Source organism: Desulfovibrio piger (assembly GCF_900116045.1).
GTDB lineage: Bacteria > Desulfobacterota > Desulfovibrionia > Desulfovibrionales > Desulfovibrionaceae > Desulfovibrio > Desulfovibrio piger_A.
The window spans coordinates 647,146-665,106 of the sequence record NZ_LT630450.1 but is presented as its reverse complement, the minus strand read 5'-3'; the positions used below and the strand labels follow the sequence as shown (position 1 = coordinate 665,106).

Here is a 17,961-nt window from a genome sequence, read left to right as displayed (position 1 = left end):
GACTATGCCGGGACGCATCATCTTCTGGGCGGCGCCTCTTCTGGTGCCTGTGCTCTTCTTTCTCATATGGGAATTCATGGCGACACTGGTGGGCAACAGCCTTATCCTTCCCCCGCTGGAGGAGATCGGGGCCCTGCTGGCGCACCCTTTGGACAATGTCATCGCCATGGGCACGCTGGCAGGCAACATCGGCATCAGCCTGGTGCGTGTCCTCTGCGGCTATGCGGCAGCCGTGCTGCTGGGGGTGCCCCTGGGCGTGGCCATGGGCTATTATGCCGGTCTGCATCGCCTACTCAATCTTTTTCTGGGCATGTTCCGCCCCATCCCGCCCCTGGCCTGGGTACCGCTGGTGCTGGCCTGGTTCGGCGTCAGCAGCCTGGCGACGGTCATGGGCCTGCCGCGGAGCGAATTATACTATTATCTGAATAATCTGAAGATTTCCATGCTGTTCATCATATTCATCGGTGCGCTGTTCCCCATCCTGACCAGCGCCGTACATGGTGTGCAGACGGTCAACCGTACGCTGGTTGATTCGGCCCGGGTGCTGGGGGCGTCCGAGCGGGACATCTTCACCAAGATCCTGCTGCCCGCCGCGGCGCCATCCATCGTCAACGGCCTGCGTATAGGCCTTGGGGTGGCGTGGATGTGCCTGGTTTCTGCGGAGATGCTGCCCGGCAGTCTTTCCGGGGTGGGGTACCTGATCACCCATGCCTATACCGTGGGGCGTACGGACGTGGTCATTGCCGGCATGATCAGCATCAGCGTGGTGGGGGCCCTGCTGGATATGGCCTTCCAGTGGATTGAACGGCGCAAGTACGCCTGGAAACAGTTTTCCCGGTAGGCACGTATGACGGAGACTGTGCTTTCTGCCCGAGGGGTGCGCAAACGCTTTCGTTTGCGTGAAGGTGAGATACTGGCCCTGAAGGAATTGGATCTGGATGTGCAGGAGAATGAGTTCATCTGCATCGTGGGGCCCAGCGGTTGCGGCAAATCGACGTTTTTGCGCATGGCTGCCGGACTTGAGCCTGTCAGTGAGGGCGAGATCCTGTACCGGGGCCAGCCGGTGAAGGTACCGCGCCGTGAAGTGGGCATGGTGTTCCAGGAATATTCCCTGCTGCCCTGGCGTACGGTGGAAGACAATGTGGCGCTGGGACTTGAATTTGCAGGGACAGGCCGTGAGGAGCGCCGCAAGGTGGCGCGTGAATACCTGGAGCTGGTGGATCTTGCCGCATTTGCCCGTGCCATGCCCCATGAGCTTTCCGGCGGCATGCGGCAACGTGTGGCCATCGCGCGGGCCCTGGCCAACAGGCCCGATGTGCTGCTGATGGACGAACCCTTCGGCGCGCTGGATGCGCATACCCGCATCCTGCTGCAACGGGAACTGCTGCGCATCTGGCAACATCACAAGACCACCATCCTTTTCGTGACCCACGGGGTGGACGAGGCCGTGTATCTGGCCGACAGGGTCGTCGTCATGTCGGCGCGTCCGGGGACGATCCGTACTGTCATACCGGTGGACATCCCCCGGCCCCGCCACCGTGGTGATCCGGCCTATGCGCGTTTGACGGCGTCCATCCTGGAAATGCTGGATTCGGGTGCTGGCATGCGCAGTGAACAGAAAAGCGAGGCAGGAGGCTGTCCATGCCGGTAGCTGGTATAGACGTGGGCTCTGTGGCCGCCAAGGCCGTAGTGCTGGACGAGGAAAAAAAGATCGTTCTTGGACGGGCCGTCCTGCCCACCGGCTGGAACAGCCGTGAAGCCGGGGAACAGGTGATGCAGGCCGCCTGCCGCGCTGCGGGAGTGGAAACGGCGGCCCTGCGGCGTGTGGTCGGCACAGGTTACGGCCGTGTGGCCTTGCCCTTTGCCGACAAGGTCGTGACCGAGATCTCCTGCCATGCGCGCGGTGCCTCCTGGCTTTTTCCCGCCACAGGGGTGGTACTGGACATCGGCGGACAGGACAGCAAGGTCATCGCCGTGGAAGACGGCGCCGTGCAGGATTTTGTCATGAACGACAAATGCGCGGCCGGGACAGGACGTTTCTTGCAGGTCGTGTCCGGTATCCTGGGCATGGAGCTGCCGGAACTGGGACTGGCCGCCGCCGCGGGCAAGCCCGTATCCATCTCCAGCATGTGCGCTGTGTTTGCCGAGACCGAGATCATCGGGCTGCTGGCGCAGGGAACAGCACCGGCCGATATCGCTGCGGGGGTGTTCCTGTCCATAGCACGCCGTATGCGGGGGCTGGCCGCGCGTGTCCCGCTGAGGCGGGAATGCACCTTTACCGGAGGCCTGGCCACAAGTCCGGCATTCAGCCGGCTGCTTGCGGCAGAACTGGGCGTTCCGGTCAATGTACCTGACGATCCCCAGACCGTGGGGGCTTTGGGAGCGGCCCTTGTGGCGGCCCGCTGACAACGTAACGGCGTACACCGGCAAGGCGCCGGGGCGCATGGGAGAATCACGATGACATATGCCAGTCTTGAACATTTTCGGGATGTGACCAGCCGTAATGTGCTGGCCCTGCAGGAAGCCAGGGAAAAAGGCCGCAAGGTCGTGGGGCAGTTCTGCATCTATTCACCGCTGGAGATCGCCCTTGCGGCGGATGCCGTGCCGGTCTCTTTGTGCGGCACGAAGCAGGACTCCATCCCTGTGGCGGAAGAGGTCCTGCCGCGTTGTCTGTGCCCCCTGATCAAGAGCAGCTTCGGCTTTGCCCTGCAGGACAGCTGCCCCTATCTGGCAGCTTCGGACATCGTGGTGGCGGATGCCACCTGTGATGGCAAAAAAAAGATGTATGAGTTGCTGGCTGCCTACAAGCCCGTGATGGTCCTGCAGCTGCCGCAGATCCAGGACGAGCGCGCCCATGCCTACTGGCGTGAGCAGTACGCCCTGCTGGTGGCGCGCCTGGAAGAGGACTTTGGCGTCCGTATAACGGAAGAAAAGCTGCGGGCTGCCATGGATCTGACCTCCCGCCTGCGGCAGGCCCTGAAAAAGGTGCTGGATCTGGCCCGCCGCCGTCCGTCGCCCTTGCGGGGGCTTGATCTGCTGGATATTTGCTTCCGGGCCTCATTCATGCCGGACTATGAGCAGGCCATCCGGCTGCTGGAGGCTATCCATGCGGAATTGCAGGATGCCCCGGCGGCCGTGGCTGCTGATGCGCCCCGCATCCTGCTGACAGGCGTCCCCACAGGCATGGGATCGCACAAGGTGGTGCAATTGCTGGAAGAATGCGGCGCCAGCGTGGTCTGTATCGACAACTGCACCTGTTACAAGAAAGTCCTGCTGGACATGGCAGAGGAGGGGGATGCCCTGGATGTCCTGGCCCGCCGCTATCTGGACATGCATTGTGCCGTCATGTCGCCCAACCCCCACCGCTACAGTGTCCTGCGGGACCTGGCCCGGGACTTTGCCGTGGATGCCGTGGTCGATCTGACATGGCAGGGGTGTCAGCCGTACGATGTCGAATCCTGGAGCGTCAAAAAATTCGTGCGCGAAGAGCTGGGCTTGCCCTTCCTGCAGGTGGTGACGGATTATTCCGGTGCGGATACGGAACAGCTCAAGGTCCGGCTGGAAGCCTTTCTGGAGATGCTGTCCTGAGGCGGCCTGTCAGGGGTATATATATGGCAACATGTCGTAATTATCGAATTTAGTATGGATTTGTGCGACATGGATGAAAGACGCCGTGACAGTATTTGTCATGGCGTCTTTCCTGCTGGGGGAAGGAAGGGATTGGGGAGTTCCAACAGTGTCGGCTACCAGTTTTCAGGGTCGGCGTATTTTTCCTTGCCGAAGCTGCACGCCCCGCACATGGCCGTGCTGTTTACGAAATGGCCATCTCGCGTATAGACATCAACCACCGGGCCGTGTCCGCAGGCGATGCATTTTTTCGTATAGTTGGGGCGCAAGCGGCATTCGATGGGAGGCTGTTTTCTCTTGGTCATGATCTTTCTCCTTGGAGTGAAAGAAAGCCTTGCCTTTACAGAAGCCACACTAGACAAAAAAAGGAACGTGAGCGTGTCTGTTGTGTGACGATTGTATGTAACTCCAATAGTATGAAAGCAGGAGAAAAAATACGGATACGGCGTGGCTCGGTCGCTGGCCCACGGCTTTCATGCCTGTCACGGTATTGTGCCTGGCAAGGAAGGTTTGGCTGCATGGAGAAAGGAAAAGACCACCGGCAAGCAGGGCAGGGGCCATCCCTCTTGACTTCTTGCTGCCTGACCTTATCTGTACTCCGACACACGCTGTTCACGCACAGGGAATATCGGGAAAATACCCCTGTGCCGGATACCAACATGAGAGGTATATATGTCCCTTTTCGACATCTTCAATAAAAAGAATATTGGTGAGACGCTTGGTTCTCTTATGGATACGGCCAAAGAACAGGCTTCCGGTCTGAGCAAGGCCGCGCCCGGTGGTGTTGGTGGCCTGATGGGTGCTGGTGCCCTGGGGGCGCTGCTGGGATCCTTCATGTCCAAGGGAGCATTGCAGAACGCCGCCCTGGTCGGTGCGGGTGCGGTAGCCTGGAATTTTTACCAGAAGTGGTCGCAGGCCCAGAAAGAAAACCAGCCTGCGGCATCGGCTCCTGTCCAGCAGCCGGTGGCGGCTGTGGCTTCTGCGGAGCTTGATCCTACGGCCCGGCTCCTGCTGCGCGCCATGGTGTTCGCCGCACGGGCGGACGGGCACATCGATGCGACGGAACAGGACCGTATCAGCAAGGTCGTCGCGCAGATGGCCCCCGGCCAGGATACCAATGCCCTGCTGGGGCAGCTGCTGAATGCCCCCATCGATCCTGCTGCTCTGGCTGCGGAGATCCGGTCCGCAGAGCAGGGGGAAGACCTGTACCGCCTGTCATGCATGATCGTGGACATCGACCATTTCATGGAGCGCAGTTACCTTGATGCCCTTGCCGCGGCCCTGAAGATCTCCGAGGCCCGCAAGGGACAGCTGGAGGAAGAGGCCCGTCAGGCCAAGGCCCAGCTGGCCGCGCATGCCGGCTAGCTTCTTCAGTGGGGGATGACCCAAGGCCACCTTTGCGGGTGGCCTTTTTTGCTTTATGGGCTTTAGCCTGTTGAGCGCCTGACAGGCGCGAAACAAAAAACCACCCGCTATGCGGGTGGAGACAATACGTTATACACACAAAAACACCTTTCCGATACGATGAAGTTGTTCAAGCCCATCGCAACTTTAACGGAAAGGTGTTTTTGTTATGAAAACTCAGGCTCATAGTTTAGCACATACGAAGTTGTTGTGCAAGTATCATATCGTCTTTACTCCAAAATATAGAAGGAAAATAATCTTCGCACAGCTTCGTGAAAGTATAAAAGAAATTTTGCAATGTCTCTGCAAATATAAAGGGGTTGAGATTCTGGAAGGGCATCTGATGCCGGATCATGTCCACATGCTGGTGTCCATACCTCCTAAAATCAGTGTGGCAAATTTCATGGGCTACCTGAAAGGGAAAAGTTCGTTGATGATATTCGATAAACACGCAAACCTTAAGTATAAGTTCGGCAACAGAAAATTTTGGGCCGAAGGATATTATGTCAGTACGGTGGGGCTTAATGAGGCAACGATTAAAAAGTATATCCAGGATCAGGAACGCCACGATATTATAAGAGACAAGCTGACATCACGCGAATATCAAGACCCCTTTAAGGGGTAGTCAAGGCGGCAAGGGCACTGGGCTTGAACAACGTGAAAGCCAGCGTCTTTAGGCGCAGCCGGTAATAGGCCCTTATAGGGCCAGAGCAAACCACCCGCTTTGCGGGTGGTTCTGATTCATGGGCCCTGGTGCGTCCCTGTGGTCTGTCAGCGCAGGAGCGGGCGGGTCTGGAAAAGGGTCAGGAGCGCCCACAACAGAAAAAGGCGCGTATTTCCTCTGAGAGCAAAAGAACGCTTTTTGTGAGTCAAGGGTCGGAAAAAATTTTTTAGCGTCTTAAATCGAAATTTGACGCGGTGTATTTTTTGTCGATGAATAAAAAAAGGGCACACCATCGGTGTGCCCTTTTGCATAGAGGAAAGGATCAGTTCAGACGTTGCGGCGTTGCAGGCATGACCGGCTGCACCCGGGCAGAGATCTCCGTCTTGAGGCTGTGGAGGACACGGCTTTGCTGATGCAGGGTCTGGGCCAGTTTCTCCAGCCCGGGGATGGCCCCCAATTCCTGGAAGCTTTCATTCCAGATGGCCGTGAAGGCTTCGCTGTGATAGCTGGCCGTATCGTGCAGCAGCGCACGAATGCGCTGATTGTATGCTTCCAGGACCTTCTGGATATCCTGCCAGTGGTTTTCCAGCAGACCCCGCTCCTGCTGGAGTTTTTCGCTCCAGATGAAGTCCAGGCGGAACTGGAATTCACGCCAGGCATCAAGGCTGGCCAGATGGCGGTCTTCTTCATTGCTTTCCAGATGACGGATGAAATTGTCCGCCAGGGATTCCGAGTAGAACCAGGCGATGGTGGTGAATCCCATCAGGGTCGGTACGCACACGGACCAGCGTGTCCTGCCGTCGGCTGTGGAGGTCTTTCTGCAAAAGAATATCATGCTGCTTTCTCCTGTATCTTCCGAGATTTTCTTCTCTGGCGAACCTACAGCGCGTTGCTGCCGCTGGCAAGAGCTGCGCGGAGGGGAGCAGTGGACTTTGCTCCGGCATCCCGGTAGGCTTTGAATCAGGATCCCGGTATCCGCGCTGCGTGGCGTGGTCTTTTTCGGTATAGCCACAGGAGGTCCCATGAGCCGGCTGGAGCATGATTTTCTGGGAGAATTGACCATAGACGATTCGGTGTACTATGGCGTGCAGACCCTGCGGGCCATGAACAATTTCCATATCTCCGGGACGCCGCTTTCCCAGTTTCCGGAAATGATCTGGGCCCTGGCCTGTGTCAAGAAAGCCTGTGCCCTGGCCAATATGGAATTGCAGGTATTGCCCCGGGATATCGGCATCGCCATCTGTGCCGCCTGTGATCACATCCTGGCCGGGAACATGCTCGACCAGTTCCCTGTGGACTGCATCCAGGGCGGGGCCGGCACGTCCACGAACATGAATGCCAACGAAGTCATCGCCAATCTGGCACTGGAGATCATGGGGCATCCCAAGGGGGCCTACGAGTATTGCCATCCCAACAATCACGTCAACTGCTCGCAGTCGACCAACGATGTCTATCCTACAGCCTTGCGGCTGGCCCTGTTCCGGCTGCTGGATTACCTTGTGGAGCATATGCTTCCCCTGCAAAAGGGCTTTGCGGCCAAGAGCGTGGAGTTTTCCCACATCGTCAAGATGGGACGCACACAGCTCCAGGATGCTGTGCCCATGACCCTGGGACAGGAATTCGGCAGTTATGCCACGACCATAGGAGAAGATATCCAGCGCATCCATGACGCGCAGAAGCTGCTGCTGGAGGTCAATCTGGGTGCCACAGCCATCGGGACAGGCATCAATTCGCCCCAGGGCTATGCGCAGCTTGCGGTCGTCCGCCTGGCCGAGACCAGTGATATCCCTGTCAGGCTCTCCACCAACCTGGTGGAGGCAACGTGGGATACCGGCGCCTATGTGCAGACATCCGGTGTCCTGAAAAGGGTAGCCATAAAAATCTCAAAAATTTGCAATGATTTGCGCTTGCTGTCTTCTGGTCCTCGCACAGGCTTCCACGAGATCAACCTGCCGCGGATGCAGCCTGGTTCTTCCATCATGCCGGGCAAGGTCAACCCTGTGATCCCCGAGGTCGTCAATCAGGTGGCTTTCGACATCATCGGCAAGGACGTGACCATCACCCTGGCCGCCGAGGCCGGGCAGCTGGAACTGAATGTGATGGAGCCCATCATCGCCTTCACGCTTTTTACAGGGATCCGCAGGCTGGCCAGGGCATTCAGCACCCTGCAGGAACGCTGTGTCGCGGGGATCACGGCCAATGCTGACCGCTGTCGTCAGCTGGTGGAGAACAGTATCGGGATCGTTACGGCCCTGAATACCCGCCTCGGGTATGAGACGTCGGCCGGCATCGCCAGAGAAGCCTTGGAAAGCGGGCGTTCCATCATGGATCTTGTTCTGGAAAAGCAGTTGCTTACACGGAAAGAACTGGATGAGCTGCTGCTGCCGGAAAATATGATCCATCCTTTTTTTGAAGTGATGCTTTAATAATAAGAATAAACAGTCTGCCGGGCCGTCCTGTCTGACAGCTGACGCGACAGTGGAAGCCGGAAACCAGAAAGCAGGAAAGCCCGGCCCATGCCGGGCTTTTTGCGTGGCGCTGTGGTGAGGGAGCGGCTGGAGCCGGGCATGCAGGGAAACACTCCCTGGGGGCGATGACCAGAGCGATCCTCAGCGATCAGTGCTGAAACAAACGGCAGAGGATTGATCCGTCACCTCAGATGATGTTCAGACCGTGCAGCAGCACCAGCGTGATGAGCACCGGCGTCACCGTACGGCACAGGGTCCGCACCAGTCTGGCCGGCATCCCGCCCCCCAGGGCGGCGAGCATCTGCTCTTTTTCCCAGAAATAGCCCACGAACAGGCTCGTCACGATGCCGCTCAACGGCATCAGGATGGTGGACGACAGGGCATCGTACAGGTCGAAGAACGTCAGGCCGAACAGTTTCACATCCTGAAGCGCAGGACCGGTGGAGAGGGTCGCCGGCAGGCCCAGCAGGACGAGCCCGGCCAGCAGAATGGGCACTGCCTTGCTCCGCGGCAGGGAAAAGCGCTCGGAGAGCCAGGCCACAGGGACTTCCAGCAGGGAAAGTATGGCGCCCGTGGCGGCGATGGCGGACAGGATAAAGAAAAGCGTTGCAAAGAAGGTTCCGCCCGGCATGGACGAGAAAACGGCCGGTATGGTCAGAAAGAGCAGGGCAGGTCCTTCGGCAGGCTGGAAGCCGAAACTGAAGACGGCGGGAAAGATGGCGATGCCGGCCAGCAGGGAGACCAGCAGGTCGCAGATCATGACGCGGGTGGCCATGAGCGGGATATTGACGTCTTCCTTGAAGTAGCTGCCGTAGGTCAGCATGCAGCCCATGCCGAGGGACATCTTGAAAAACGCCAGTCCCATGGCCATCATGATGACGGAAGCGTCCACCCGTTCCCACTGGGGCATGAACAGGAAGCGCAAGCCTTCCGAGGCTCCCGGCAGGGTCAGGCTGCGGATGCAGACGCCTACCAGCAGGAGGAAGAGGACGGGCATCAGGACACGTGTCACTTTTTCGATGCCAGCCGAGGCGCCGCGCATGATGATGGCCCCCGTCAGCAGCAGGACGAGCCATTGCCAGAACAGCGACACAGGCCCGTCGTTCAGCAAAGAGGAAAAGCTGGCCTGGGCCGCGGCCGGATCCGTCGATGAGACGGTGCCTGTGGCGGATTTGAGGATATAGGCAAAGACCCAGCCGGCCACATCGGAATAAAAGCCCAGGATCAGCAGGCAGCTGATGATGGCTGAAAGGCCTATCAGCCACCAGCCGGTGCGGGGGGCCAGCTTCTGGAAGATGCTGATGACGTTGCTGCGCCCGGCGCGGCCGAGGCTGAGGTCCGATATCATCAGCGGCAGCCCGATGCAGAGTGATGCCAGCAGATAGACCACAAGAAATGAGGCCCCGCCGTTCTGGCCGACCAGTGAGGGGAATTTCCAGATATTGCCGAGCCCGACGGCGGAGCCCAGCGTCGCCGCCAGGACGCCCAGTCGTGAAGAAAAGAGATCTCGAGTGGCAGGAGCCATGCATCCTCCGTGCGGGTTGAAGAACCTTCTAGGAGGGCTGGTTGTAGCGTCTGGAGTTTTTTTGTGCAACCTTTTCACCTGTCGTGCACAGACCATAAAAAACAGCTTGTCAAAGCGGGGGCTGTAACCTATAGTAGTACTTCCCAATTGGGGGCGCATTGGTTTCGACGGGGATGTGGAAACCAAAGTTGCAGGTCGAGGCGCCGCTGGCCTCGTAAAAAGCGGCACAAAAGTAATTGCCAACAACGATTACGACTACGCTTACGCTGCCTAAAAACAGCGAGGCACCTGACCACATTGATGGTCACGTCAGACGGGCCGACGCCTGATACGTCCGGCTGGCGACATCGCATCAGGCTGGTGGAGCTTGGCGCCTGCCGGGAGTTTCCACGAGATCTGTACCGGCGGGATTGCTGCCCTGTGCCCGGTCAGGGGCGAGCAGGGTGGTGAAATCTGTTCCTGACCTAAACCTGTAGACGCTTTGCGTGGAATGTTCTCGGACGGGGGTTCGACTCCCCCCGCCTCCACCATCAGCGCATGTCCCAGAGGCCCACGGTGTACCAAAATGCACCGTGGGCCTTTTCTTTTCGCGGGGTTACAGTCCCTTGCTGTCCCGGTTTGTCCCTGTTTGTGTCATAGCAGCACACTTTATCTGGGGGTACATTTGGGGGTATATTTATCAATCCCCAAACAGGTACCCCCAGATGTACCCCAAAGATATCCCCGGGAGGCAAGCATGACGCAGGCTGGCCGCTTCGGCGGGCAGGCCATCGCCGCTCGCCAATCTCTGGTATACACGCTCTGTCCTGGACGACATGTTTTTCACCACATGCGGGAGCGGTGGCTTCATGTAGGCCAAAGCACGCCGCACGTAAAAAGAGACCCACCGGCAAAGAGCGATCTGACATCTGCATACCTGTTACTTGCTGCCCGTAAACGGGCTACCCGCATACGGAAGACTGAGCTATGTTCCCAGCTTGTCTTCGTCTAACTGCTTACGGATGTATTCACGAATTTTTGTTGCATTTTTGCCTACTGTATCCACATAAGACTACTTTTACCCTTCAAATATCCCATAAATCCAGAGACACTCATTTTGGGCGGAATTTCAAGCAGCATGTGGATATGGTCAGGACAACACTCGGCCTCGATGACGTTTACTCCTTTCCATTCACACAGTTTACGCAAAATTTCGCCTATGGATCTCTTTTTCTCACCATAGAAAACTTGGCGACGATATTTAGGTGCAAATACAACATGATATTTGCAGTTCCATTTTGTATGAGCTAAACTTCTTGTGTCACTCATAGTGACCTCCTTTTGATTTGCTTCATTGTTGCAGTTGCCAGACCGCAACGAGATGTTAGCAAATCAAAAGGAGTTTTTATAACATATGCAAAGCTTTAAGCTTTTTTGAACCTCCCGCCTAGCGGGAGGTTTTCTTTCATACAAAAAAGCCCCCGTTCCGTGATGGAACGGGGGGGATAGTTAGTAGCGGCTAGAGTAGTGGCTACGATGGCTGCTATGACTGCGATGGCTGCTATGGCTGTAATGTCCAGCAATCAAGGTTTCTTCTTGATTATTTAACACATCAGAAAAAACTAAACCATCAGCACAAGCATGATTAATTACAGGTTCGACGGTTTGAGTTGGAGACGCTTGGACTTCCTGCTTCCCCAGCCCGAGGCCGGAGGCGATGAAGCCTACCAGTAGAAAAAGACCATAAATGATTTTCCTCATAACGCTCCCTTTATTGGTTTTATATGGTTAATGGGTAGTGATACTGAAGTTGAAAAAAATCCTGCGCAGTCTTTTTTTAAATCGCAGTTATCACATTCTTTGGCATATAAATTTTTCCAACTTGATATTGACTGTCGAGCGAATTCGCGCACTTCCTTCTTACATAAGCAAAGTGGTATATTATATATAGAAATAGGAAGGCCTCGTCGTTTTAGATATAAAATGGCGTCACTTAATTCATCACTATAATCTAAAGGTGATATATCAACTTCTTCTTTATTAGATGCAGCATTTCCGTATAGTTCCATTCCCATGAAAGCATAATGGATACAAAATGGGAAATAATTATATATATGTTCTGCAAAGTTTATGAGTCGGTGGTAATTATATTTGTTAATAACATGACGTATTTCTATTTTACAACCATATTCAGCTAAATTATATAAGCCGATGGATGTTTTTGAAAAACTACCATTAGCTCCGACTATGTTATCATGTAGTGTATCGATATCAGAATGGAGAGAAACACAAAAACAAACATTGTTAGTCGCAACTTGAGCTACATTTCGGGTAAATTCTCTGTCGCTAAAGTTTTTTCCATTTGTTAGGATATCAATATTGGCTGTAGGATGCTCATTGATACAGCGATGAAGAAACTCTATGAAATTATTACCTAATAAAGTTGGCTCACCTCCTGTTATGCATATTTGTTTTATATATTTATTTTTTAATAAACTAAGCGTGTATTGTGCTTCTTGCAAAAGTTGAGGCGAGTGTTGGCGTGGAGGCTGTGGGCACATTATGCATTTACAGTTGCATGCCTCTGTAATCATAAATGCATTTTGATGTGATTTTACTTCCCAGAGAACTGATACACATCCAGTTGCGTCTATACGTACAATATCGCCGTCGTGAAGAATTTCTATATCTTTGCAATTATATATATGGTCTGGATGGAAAAAATATCCTTTTCTTCCAGAGGATATGCAAGCCTTATAGCCAATGCTTGATTTATCTAATTTATCTGTTACGAATATTGTATTTTTTCGAGCAAAAAGAGGGTGATGACTTTTAGCTACTACACCTATAATGGGATGAAAAGAACGAGAGGCTTTCCCGCTAATACATATCATGACGTTGCACCAATCCAGGATTATGGGTTATCCAACTCCAAAGAATATCTTTTGTTTCGTTATTTGCATAATAAAGTCTCTTGAAAATTCCATCAAAAATATATCTATGTTTAATACAAAAAGGTGTATTTTCCATAATTCTTAATTCTTTTCCACTTTCAAGATAATTTCGTATAGGGTCTGATCCACAATATGCTTGGTATACACACCAAGAACAAGGTGGGGTTACCTCAACACATGACCGCTTAGTTAGTTCTTGAAGCTTGTTTCCTGCAAAAATATCATAATATGTATCTGTTAAGACATTTCCAAGGCAAAAATGCCTATCTCCCATTCTAGCAAGCATCCGAGCTTCATCTGCTGGGAATACAGAACCATCATAGTCATAGATTACGCCACTGATACCTGCACCTGATGGCGATTGTAAGTCTACGAAACCTGTTGAGAATGGCGTCAATATTCGTGAAAGTAAAAGCGTCGCAAAGTGCTCTGGGAAAAATATCTTTTTATTAATATTTATAATAAAATCTAATGTTTTTAAGTATTGTTTGGCAAATTCTTTTGCTGTATAGCCAAGTTTTTCAGATTGTTCAGCTGCAAAGCCATAGGGATTGAGTGACCGAATAAATATTCCACTCATGCCTTGTCTAATATATTCTTTGACTATGTCCTCTAGGTGTTGAAGAGAGACAGAGGATGTTGTCATGAGTGCATCTACACCATCATGGCCAACTATACTGCGTGCTAGAGCTAGCTTTTCTAAAAATAAATTGTAAGTACCTCCACCAGCTTTTGTTTTACGGCACGCATCATGAAGATATTCAGGACCATCGAGAGATGTTGATATCGCTATATTATGGTCTCTACAAAAATAGAGTTGCTCTTTTGTAATCAGTGTGAGATTCGTACAAATAACAAATTCAACTTTTTTCCTTTTTTCTTCAGCAAGCTTTTCAGCATAGAAAACAACATCTTTGATAACAGGCCAATTTAATAAAGGTTCTCCACCTTGAAATTCAATTTTAGGATTCTTTGTTGGCGCAGAAAAAATAGTATCTACGATGCGGCGTGCTACATCTATCTTCATGTCATAATTTTGTGCGTCTTCTTCAGCACATGACACTTGGCAATATTCACATCGCTGATTGCAGCGTAGAGTAATGACCATCATATGAAGCGTTGTAAAGTCACGTAAAAAAGATTTTTTTGTTCTATATCTGACGGAAATTTTTTGTAGCGACGATTCGATTTCGTCTTGAGCAACAAACAAATGAGATTTTAATCTTAAAAAATTTTCGTCTTTATTGGAGAGAATATGTCGTATAAACTTATCAAATATATCGCTTTTGAGAAATATAAAATCTCCACATTCGTTTACTAGTAGTACAACATCATCAAAAATATGTTTAAATTGAAATGGTAAAATCTTATAGCTAGACACGGGTTTTCTCCACAGATAAAAAAGCATAGTCTACAATTCGTTGTCTGAGTTTACCAAATTCCTTTTCCAGGTCTATACGAATTTGCATATCAATGCAGTTATTGAAAAACTCCTTTAATAAAACTTCATCTATATCACCATTATCTTTAGCTATTATACTGATTTCTATTAAATATTCTGAGTTTGGATAAAAAGAAATGAAATATTTGTGAGTATATTCACTAACTACACGCAGGATACAGTCACGTTCAAAATATTCTTTTTCAGCTATAATAATACCACGTTTACCACCATCAGTAATTCTAAATGGCAATACTTCCATTTTTCCCCCTTTTTACCAAAGCCCCGCCTGCTGGCAGGCGCTTCATTTGCCGACAGTCAATGAGTAGTCTGTATATAATAGATTATTCTATATACTATCATACAACCGTTGGCGAGGCAACGGGGATGCTAAACAAGGGAGGGGGAAAGATGATGGAGGAGGAAAGAAGAAGGCGGCCCCGAAGAGCCGCCTCTCGTAGACAAAAGAGCTTGTCAACGCAGGTAGACAGCGAAGGCGAAACCTTCAGTAGTGGTAGCGGCACTGGAGGACGATCAGGGCCGCCCCCTGCTCGTCAAGGCGATACACGAGGCGGTCCTCCTGATTGATGCGGCGGGACCAGCATCCCGCAAGGTCAAAGCGGAGCGGCTCCGGCTTGCCAAGGCCTTCAAACGGATTGCGGAGCGCATCACGCAGCAGCTCATTGATGCGCTTCACCGTCCGTTTGTCGGTAGCCTGCCAGTACAGATAATCTTCCCACGCTTGGGGCGTCCAGGTCAGCAGCATGGTCAGTCCTCAAGGTCATGCTGTACCGTCTTGCCCGCGTCAGCGGCGTGCAATGCTTCCCGCAACCGGGCGGCATTGGCCGGGGAACGCAGCAGGTAGGCTGTTTCCATGATGGCGTTGTAGTCCTCCAGGGACATCAATACCACGGAGGGAGACTTCTGGCGCGTGATGATGACGGGTTCGTGGTGGTCACAGACCCGGTTCATGGTTTCCGCAAGGTTCTGCCGTGCCTCGGTGTAGGTGATGGCCTGCGACATATGCGCCTCCTTTTGTACAGATATAAGTACATATTTTGCCTATTCTGTCAACATGCCATGGGGAGTCTGTGCTTAAGGCGCTTTTGACCCGCAGAAGTCTCTTTTGGGAAATTTCCAGAACTAAAAAAAGCCCATTTCGCCACAGCGTTCCATATTTTCGTTCTAGGGAGTTTTTCGTTTTTTTCCATACCACGTGCAGAAAAATTTTTTTATGGGCTTAAAATCAAAATTTGAGCGTTGAAAAAATTTTTTCGCTCATTTCAAATCACGGTTTCTTCCTTCGAGGGGGGCAGGGGAGTTGAACCCGTATAGCGGGTAAAGAGACGGGGTACATTCGGGGGTATCGAATCCGAGCTATTTCTTATATACTCTTGTATTATGCATAGTTAAACATGATGTTCTATGTCCCCCGCCTCCACCATCAGCGCATGTCCCAGAGGCCCACGGTGTACCAAAATGCACCGTGGGCCTTTTTGTTTCCAGCAGTATTTGTGGTGCCCATACGGCTGACAGGCCTGGCGACAGGAAGACACGTCTGATGCGGGATGCCTCCGGGATCTTTGCTTTTCCTCTGCCATGCTGACAGCAGGCGCGGTTTCCCCTTGTGTGCTTTTGGCCCGTTTGGGGTATGAGCAGGCGATTCCGTCCTATGGAACGATCCTTGGGCAGATTGTTTGCGAAGAACGCATGGAGGTGATCTCATGACTATGACTGCAACGGAGGAAAACGTGAAGCACGATCAGTCGCTCGTGGACATCCTGGCAAGGTGCGTCATGCTCCTTGGCATCCTGGTGGCTCAGGGACAAAAGGGAGGCCCGTTGACGATGCGCGAATATGTTCAGGCTCAGCTGGATATGTTGCAGGTGGCGGAAAGGTCGCATGCAATGCATCAGGGCGGCAGGCCTCGCATGGAGCGGCCGCGCCGTTTGCAGCGTGCCACAGGTGGACGGAGCAAGCGGCACCTGCTGCGTAACGTGCCGGGCTCCCTGATATCCGGTTAGGAAAAGAGGGCAGGTTTCGCAGGATATCCCCCTTTGCCCAGGCTGACGAAGCGCAAGAAAAAAGCTATGCTCTTGCAAAACTCCAGGCACAGACAGTGCGTTGATTATCGGGAGTGCCGGGAACGTTTCGAAACTGCGTGTCCGCTTCCCGTGCAAACATCTTGAGCAAGGTTGGAGATACCATGTTTGAATCGGCAGCCCTCGGCAGATCATGCAGTAACAAGGAATTTGAAGAAAAAGCCCCCCAGCTGCGCATGCGCCTTTTCAATGCGCAGCTGCAGTGCATCGAGCGCAAGATCCCCGTCCTGATCACGGTGGCCGGTCTGGTCGGTTCCGGGCGGGGGGCCATCATCAACCTCCTGTCGGAATGGATGGACAGCAAGCATGTGCAGAACCATGTTTTCTGGCTGGTGACCGACGAAGAGAAGGCCCGTCCCTGGCCCTGGCGTTTCTGGCGGCAGCTTCCGGCTGCCGGACAGACGGCGGTCTTTTATGACGGCTGGTACGGTGAAGCCATGCGCCGGCGCTGCTGCAGGGATGTGGGGGAAAACGAGTTCACTGCCAGCATGCACCGCTGGCAGGCCCTGGAATCCGGGCTGGCAGAATCCGGGATGGCCATCATCAAGCTCTGGCTCCATCTCAACAAGAAGGACCATGCCCGTGCGCTCAAAGAACGGCAGGAAAATCGCTCCCTGGTGCATTTTTCGCCATCCGACAAAAAAATCGCCGCGGATTATGACGGCATGGTCAGTGCCGCGTCCCGGGCCATCATGCTGACAGACCGGGACAATGCGCCGTGGAGCATCATTGATGCCGCGGATCCCAATTTCCGCAACCTGTCTGTGGTGAAAGCCATCATCGCCGGCATCGAGCGGACCATCGCCGCGCAGGATGCCCGTGCCGCCCGCCTCAAGGTGCTGGAATCCGTGCCCGACGTGGAAGAAGATGCCCGCGAGTCCCTGGTCTCCACCCTGGATGCCATCGACCTTTCCAGCGTGCAGGCTCCCGAGCATTACCAGAAGGAACTGAAGCGCCTGCAGAAGGAGATCTATCAGCTCTCGTTCCGGGCGTACAAAAAAGGCATTTCGTCCACACTCATCTTTGAAGGCTGGGATGCTGCCGGCAAGGGGGGGGCCATCCGGCGGCTCACGGCCGGGACGGATGCCCGTATCACGCGCGTCATCCCCATCAGTGCGCCTTCGGACGAAGAGCTCGCCCACCATTATCTGTGGCGTTTCTGGCGGCATATCCCCCGCGCCGGTTTCATCACCATCTATGACCGCTCCTGGTACGGCCGTGTCCTGGTGGAACGCGTGGAAAAACTGACCCCCAAGGAAGACTGGGCCCGCGCCTATGCCGAGATCAATCATTTTGAGCATCAGCTGACCAGCAAGGGCAACATATTGCTCAAGTTCTGGCTGCACATCTCGCCGGAGGAACAGCTGCGGCGATTCCGGGAGCGTGAGGCCATCCCGTGGAAGCGCTACAAGATCACCGATGAGGATTGGCGGAATCGTGACAAATGGCCTGAATACGCCCGCGCAGCGGACGAGATGTTCCTGCGGACCAGTACGGAAGAGGCTCCCTGGCATGTGATCCCGGCGGAGAACAAGAAGCATGCCCGCCTGATGGTCCTGCGCATTTACAGGGATGCCCTGAAGCGCGCCCTGCGCTGATGGGCCCCCTGCAACAGAGCATGGATATGAAGAGCCGGAGAACATCCGGCTCTTTTTTTATGCCCGGTCGAGGCCCTGCGGCTGCTGCACGGCACGATGCTGCGGGAGGATAAGAGATATGCGGGATCGTGCGGGAGGGCAGCCATGCGGCCTTCAGGAGAGAGCACGGGACGGGACGTGTGGGAAGGGCCGAAGACTT

19 protein-coding genes, 1 other RNA gene and 1 pseudogene are annotated in these 17,961 nt (G+C 53.6%); 10 read left to right on the top strand and 11 right to left on the bottom strand.

Translation table 11 applies throughout. The annotated features are described in order from the left end of the window. Window positions 1-4: 4 nt before the first annotated feature. The 4 genes from DESPIGER_RS03275 to DESPIGER_RS03260 are packed head-to-tail and all read left to right on the top strand — an operon-like array spanning window position 5 to window position 3,588. Window positions 5-841, top strand: coding sequence for an ABC transporter permease (locus tag DESPIGER_RS03275; protein ID WP_072333020.1), 837 nt, complete (start codon window positions 5-7; stop codon window positions 839-841). Window positions 842-847: 6 nt separating this feature from the next. Next, the gene (locus DESPIGER_RS03270; protein ID WP_072333017.1) at window positions 848-1,651 is read left to right on the top strand and encodes an ABC transporter ATP-binding protein; all 804 of its coding nucleotides are present in this window, start codon (window positions 848-850) and stop codon (window positions 1,649-1,651) included. Further along, window positions 1,642-2,406, top strand: coding sequence for an acyl-CoA dehydratase activase (locus tag DESPIGER_RS03265; RefSeq protein ID WP_072333014.1), 765 nt, complete (start codon window positions 1,642-1,644; stop codon window positions 2,404-2,406). Before DESPIGER_RS03270 ends, DESPIGER_RS03265 begins: the two co-directional genes overlap by 10 nt. Window positions 2,407-2,457: 51 nt before the next feature. Then, window positions 2,458-3,588, top strand: coding sequence for a double-cubane-cluster-containing anaerobic reductase (locus tag DESPIGER_RS03260; protein ID WP_072333011.1), 1,131 nt, complete (start codon window positions 2,458-2,460; stop codon window positions 3,586-3,588). A 155-nt stretch (window positions 3,589-3,743) separates the two neighbouring features. On the opposite strand, the gene DESPIGER_RS03255 is transcribed toward DESPIGER_RS03260, so the two are convergent. Next, the gene (locus DESPIGER_RS03255) at window positions 3,744-3,932 is read right to left on the bottom strand and encodes a hypothetical protein (RefSeq protein WP_072333009.1); all 189 of its coding nucleotides are present in this window, start codon (window positions 3,930-3,932) and stop codon (window positions 3,744-3,746) included. A 367-nt stretch (window positions 3,933-4,299) separates the two neighbouring features. Here DESPIGER_RS03255 and DESPIGER_RS03250 point away from each other — a divergent pair, with 367 nt between their 5' ends. Then, window positions 4,300-4,992 carry a tellurite resistance TerB family protein gene (locus DESPIGER_RS03250; protein WP_072333007.1) on the top strand — a complete coding sequence of 231 codons (693 nt, stop codon included), beginning with the start codon at window positions 4,300-4,302 and terminating at the stop codon, window positions 4,990-4,992. A 208-nt stretch (window positions 4,993-5,200) separates the two neighbouring features. Next, window positions 5,201-5,656, top strand: coding sequence for an IS200/IS605 family transposase (gene tnpA / locus DESPIGER_RS03245; protein ID WP_072333004.1), 456 nt, complete (start codon window positions 5,201-5,203; stop codon window positions 5,654-5,656). 361 nt (window positions 5,657-6,017) lie between these two features. Here the strand turns inward: tnpA (DESPIGER_RS03245) and DESPIGER_RS03240 are convergent, their stop codons facing one another. Then, window positions 6,018-6,530 carry a hypothetical protein gene (locus DESPIGER_RS03240; protein WP_156831624.1) on the bottom strand — a complete coding sequence of 171 codons (513 nt, stop codon included), beginning with the start codon at window positions 6,528-6,530 and terminating at the stop codon, window positions 6,018-6,020. Window positions 6,531-6,717: 187 nt separating this feature from the next. On the opposite strand from DESPIGER_RS03240, the gene aspA reads away from it, so the two are divergent. Then, window positions 6,718-8,121, top strand: a complete 1,404-nt coding sequence (aspA, locus tag DESPIGER_RS03235) for an aspartate ammonia-lyase (protein WP_072332998.1) — start codon at window positions 6,718-6,720, stop codon at window positions 8,119-8,121. A 229-nt stretch (window positions 8,122-8,350) separates the two neighbouring features. On the opposite strand, the gene DESPIGER_RS03230 is transcribed toward aspA, so the two are convergent. Continuing rightward, the gene (locus DESPIGER_RS03230) at window positions 8,351-9,688 is read right to left on the bottom strand and encodes a sodium-dependent transporter (protein ID WP_072332995.1); all 1,338 of its coding nucleotides are present in this window, start codon (window positions 9,686-9,688) and stop codon (window positions 8,351-8,353) included. Window positions 9,689-9,837: 149 nt separating this feature from the next. Here DESPIGER_RS03230 and ssrA point away from each other — a divergent pair. Continuing rightward, window positions 9,838-10,218: a transfer-messenger RNA gene (gene ssrA / locus DESPIGER_RS03225) on the top strand. A gap of 434 nt (window positions 10,219-10,652) precedes the next feature. Here ssrA and tnpA (DESPIGER_RS03220) read toward each other — a convergent pair. From tnpA (DESPIGER_RS03220) to DESPIGER_RS13255, 8 genes and pseudogenes are all read right to left on the bottom strand, one after another. Beyond that, window positions 10,653-10,996, bottom strand: a pseudogene (tnpA, locus tag DESPIGER_RS03220) (IS200/IS605 family transposase). Window positions 10,997-11,176: 180 nt separating this feature from the next. Next, the gene (locus DESPIGER_RS13150) at window positions 11,177-11,428 is read right to left on the bottom strand and encodes a hypothetical protein (protein ID WP_156831623.1); all 252 of its coding nucleotides are present in this window, start codon (window positions 11,426-11,428) and stop codon (window positions 11,177-11,179) included. Further along, complete coding sequence (gene hxsC, locus DESPIGER_RS03215) at window positions 11,425-12,561, bottom strand: His-Xaa-Ser system radical SAM maturase HxsC (RefSeq protein ID WP_083575267.1); 1,137 nt, start codon at window positions 12,559-12,561, stop codon at window positions 11,425-11,427. The genes DESPIGER_RS13150 and hxsC overlap by 4 nt, the downstream gene beginning before the upstream one ends. Continuing rightward, window positions 12,548-14,002: a His-Xaa-Ser system radical SAM maturase HxsB gene (gene hxsB / locus DESPIGER_RS03210; RefSeq protein WP_162273848.1), complete on the bottom strand. Its 1,455-nt coding sequence runs from the start codon at window positions 14,000-14,002 to the stop codon at window positions 12,548-12,550. Before hxsB ends, hxsC begins: the two co-directional genes overlap by 14 nt. Further along, the gene (locus DESPIGER_RS12800; RefSeq protein ID WP_156831622.1) at window positions 13,995-14,324 is read right to left on the bottom strand and encodes a hypothetical protein; all 330 of its coding nucleotides are present in this window, start codon (window positions 14,322-14,324) and stop codon (window positions 13,995-13,997) included. The genes hxsB and DESPIGER_RS12800 overlap by 8 nt, the downstream gene beginning before the upstream one ends. 243 nt (window positions 14,325-14,567) lie before the next feature. Next, the gene (locus DESPIGER_RS03205) at window positions 14,568-14,828 is read right to left on the bottom strand and encodes a Txe/YoeB family addiction module toxin (protein ID WP_072332989.1); all 261 of its coding nucleotides are present in this window, start codon (window positions 14,826-14,828) and stop codon (window positions 14,568-14,570) included. A 2-nt stretch (window positions 14,829-14,830) separates the two neighbouring features. Further along, complete coding sequence (locus DESPIGER_RS03200) at window positions 14,831-15,085, bottom strand: type II toxin-antitoxin system Phd/YefM family antitoxin (protein WP_006005864.1); 255 nt, start codon at window positions 15,083-15,085, stop codon at window positions 14,831-14,833. Between the two features lie 47 nt (window positions 15,086-15,132). Then, window positions 15,133-15,273, bottom strand: coding sequence for a hypothetical protein (locus DESPIGER_RS13255; protein ID WP_231927624.1), 141 nt, complete (start codon window positions 15,271-15,273; stop codon window positions 15,133-15,135). 513 nt (window positions 15,274-15,786) lie between these two features. On the opposite strand from DESPIGER_RS13255, the gene DESPIGER_RS03195 reads away from it, so the two are divergent. Beyond that, entirely contained in the window at window positions 15,787-16,086 is a 300-nt protein-coding gene (locus DESPIGER_RS03195; protein WP_072332986.1) for a hypothetical protein, read from the top strand. A gap of 182 nt (window positions 16,087-16,268) precedes the next feature. Then, the gene (gene pap / locus DESPIGER_RS03190) at window positions 16,269-17,762 is read left to right on the top strand and encodes a polyphosphate:AMP phosphotransferase (protein WP_072332983.1); all 1,494 of its coding nucleotides are present in this window, start codon (window positions 16,269-16,271) and stop codon (window positions 17,760-17,762) included. The last annotated feature ends 199 nt before the right edge of the window (window positions 17,763-17,961 follow it).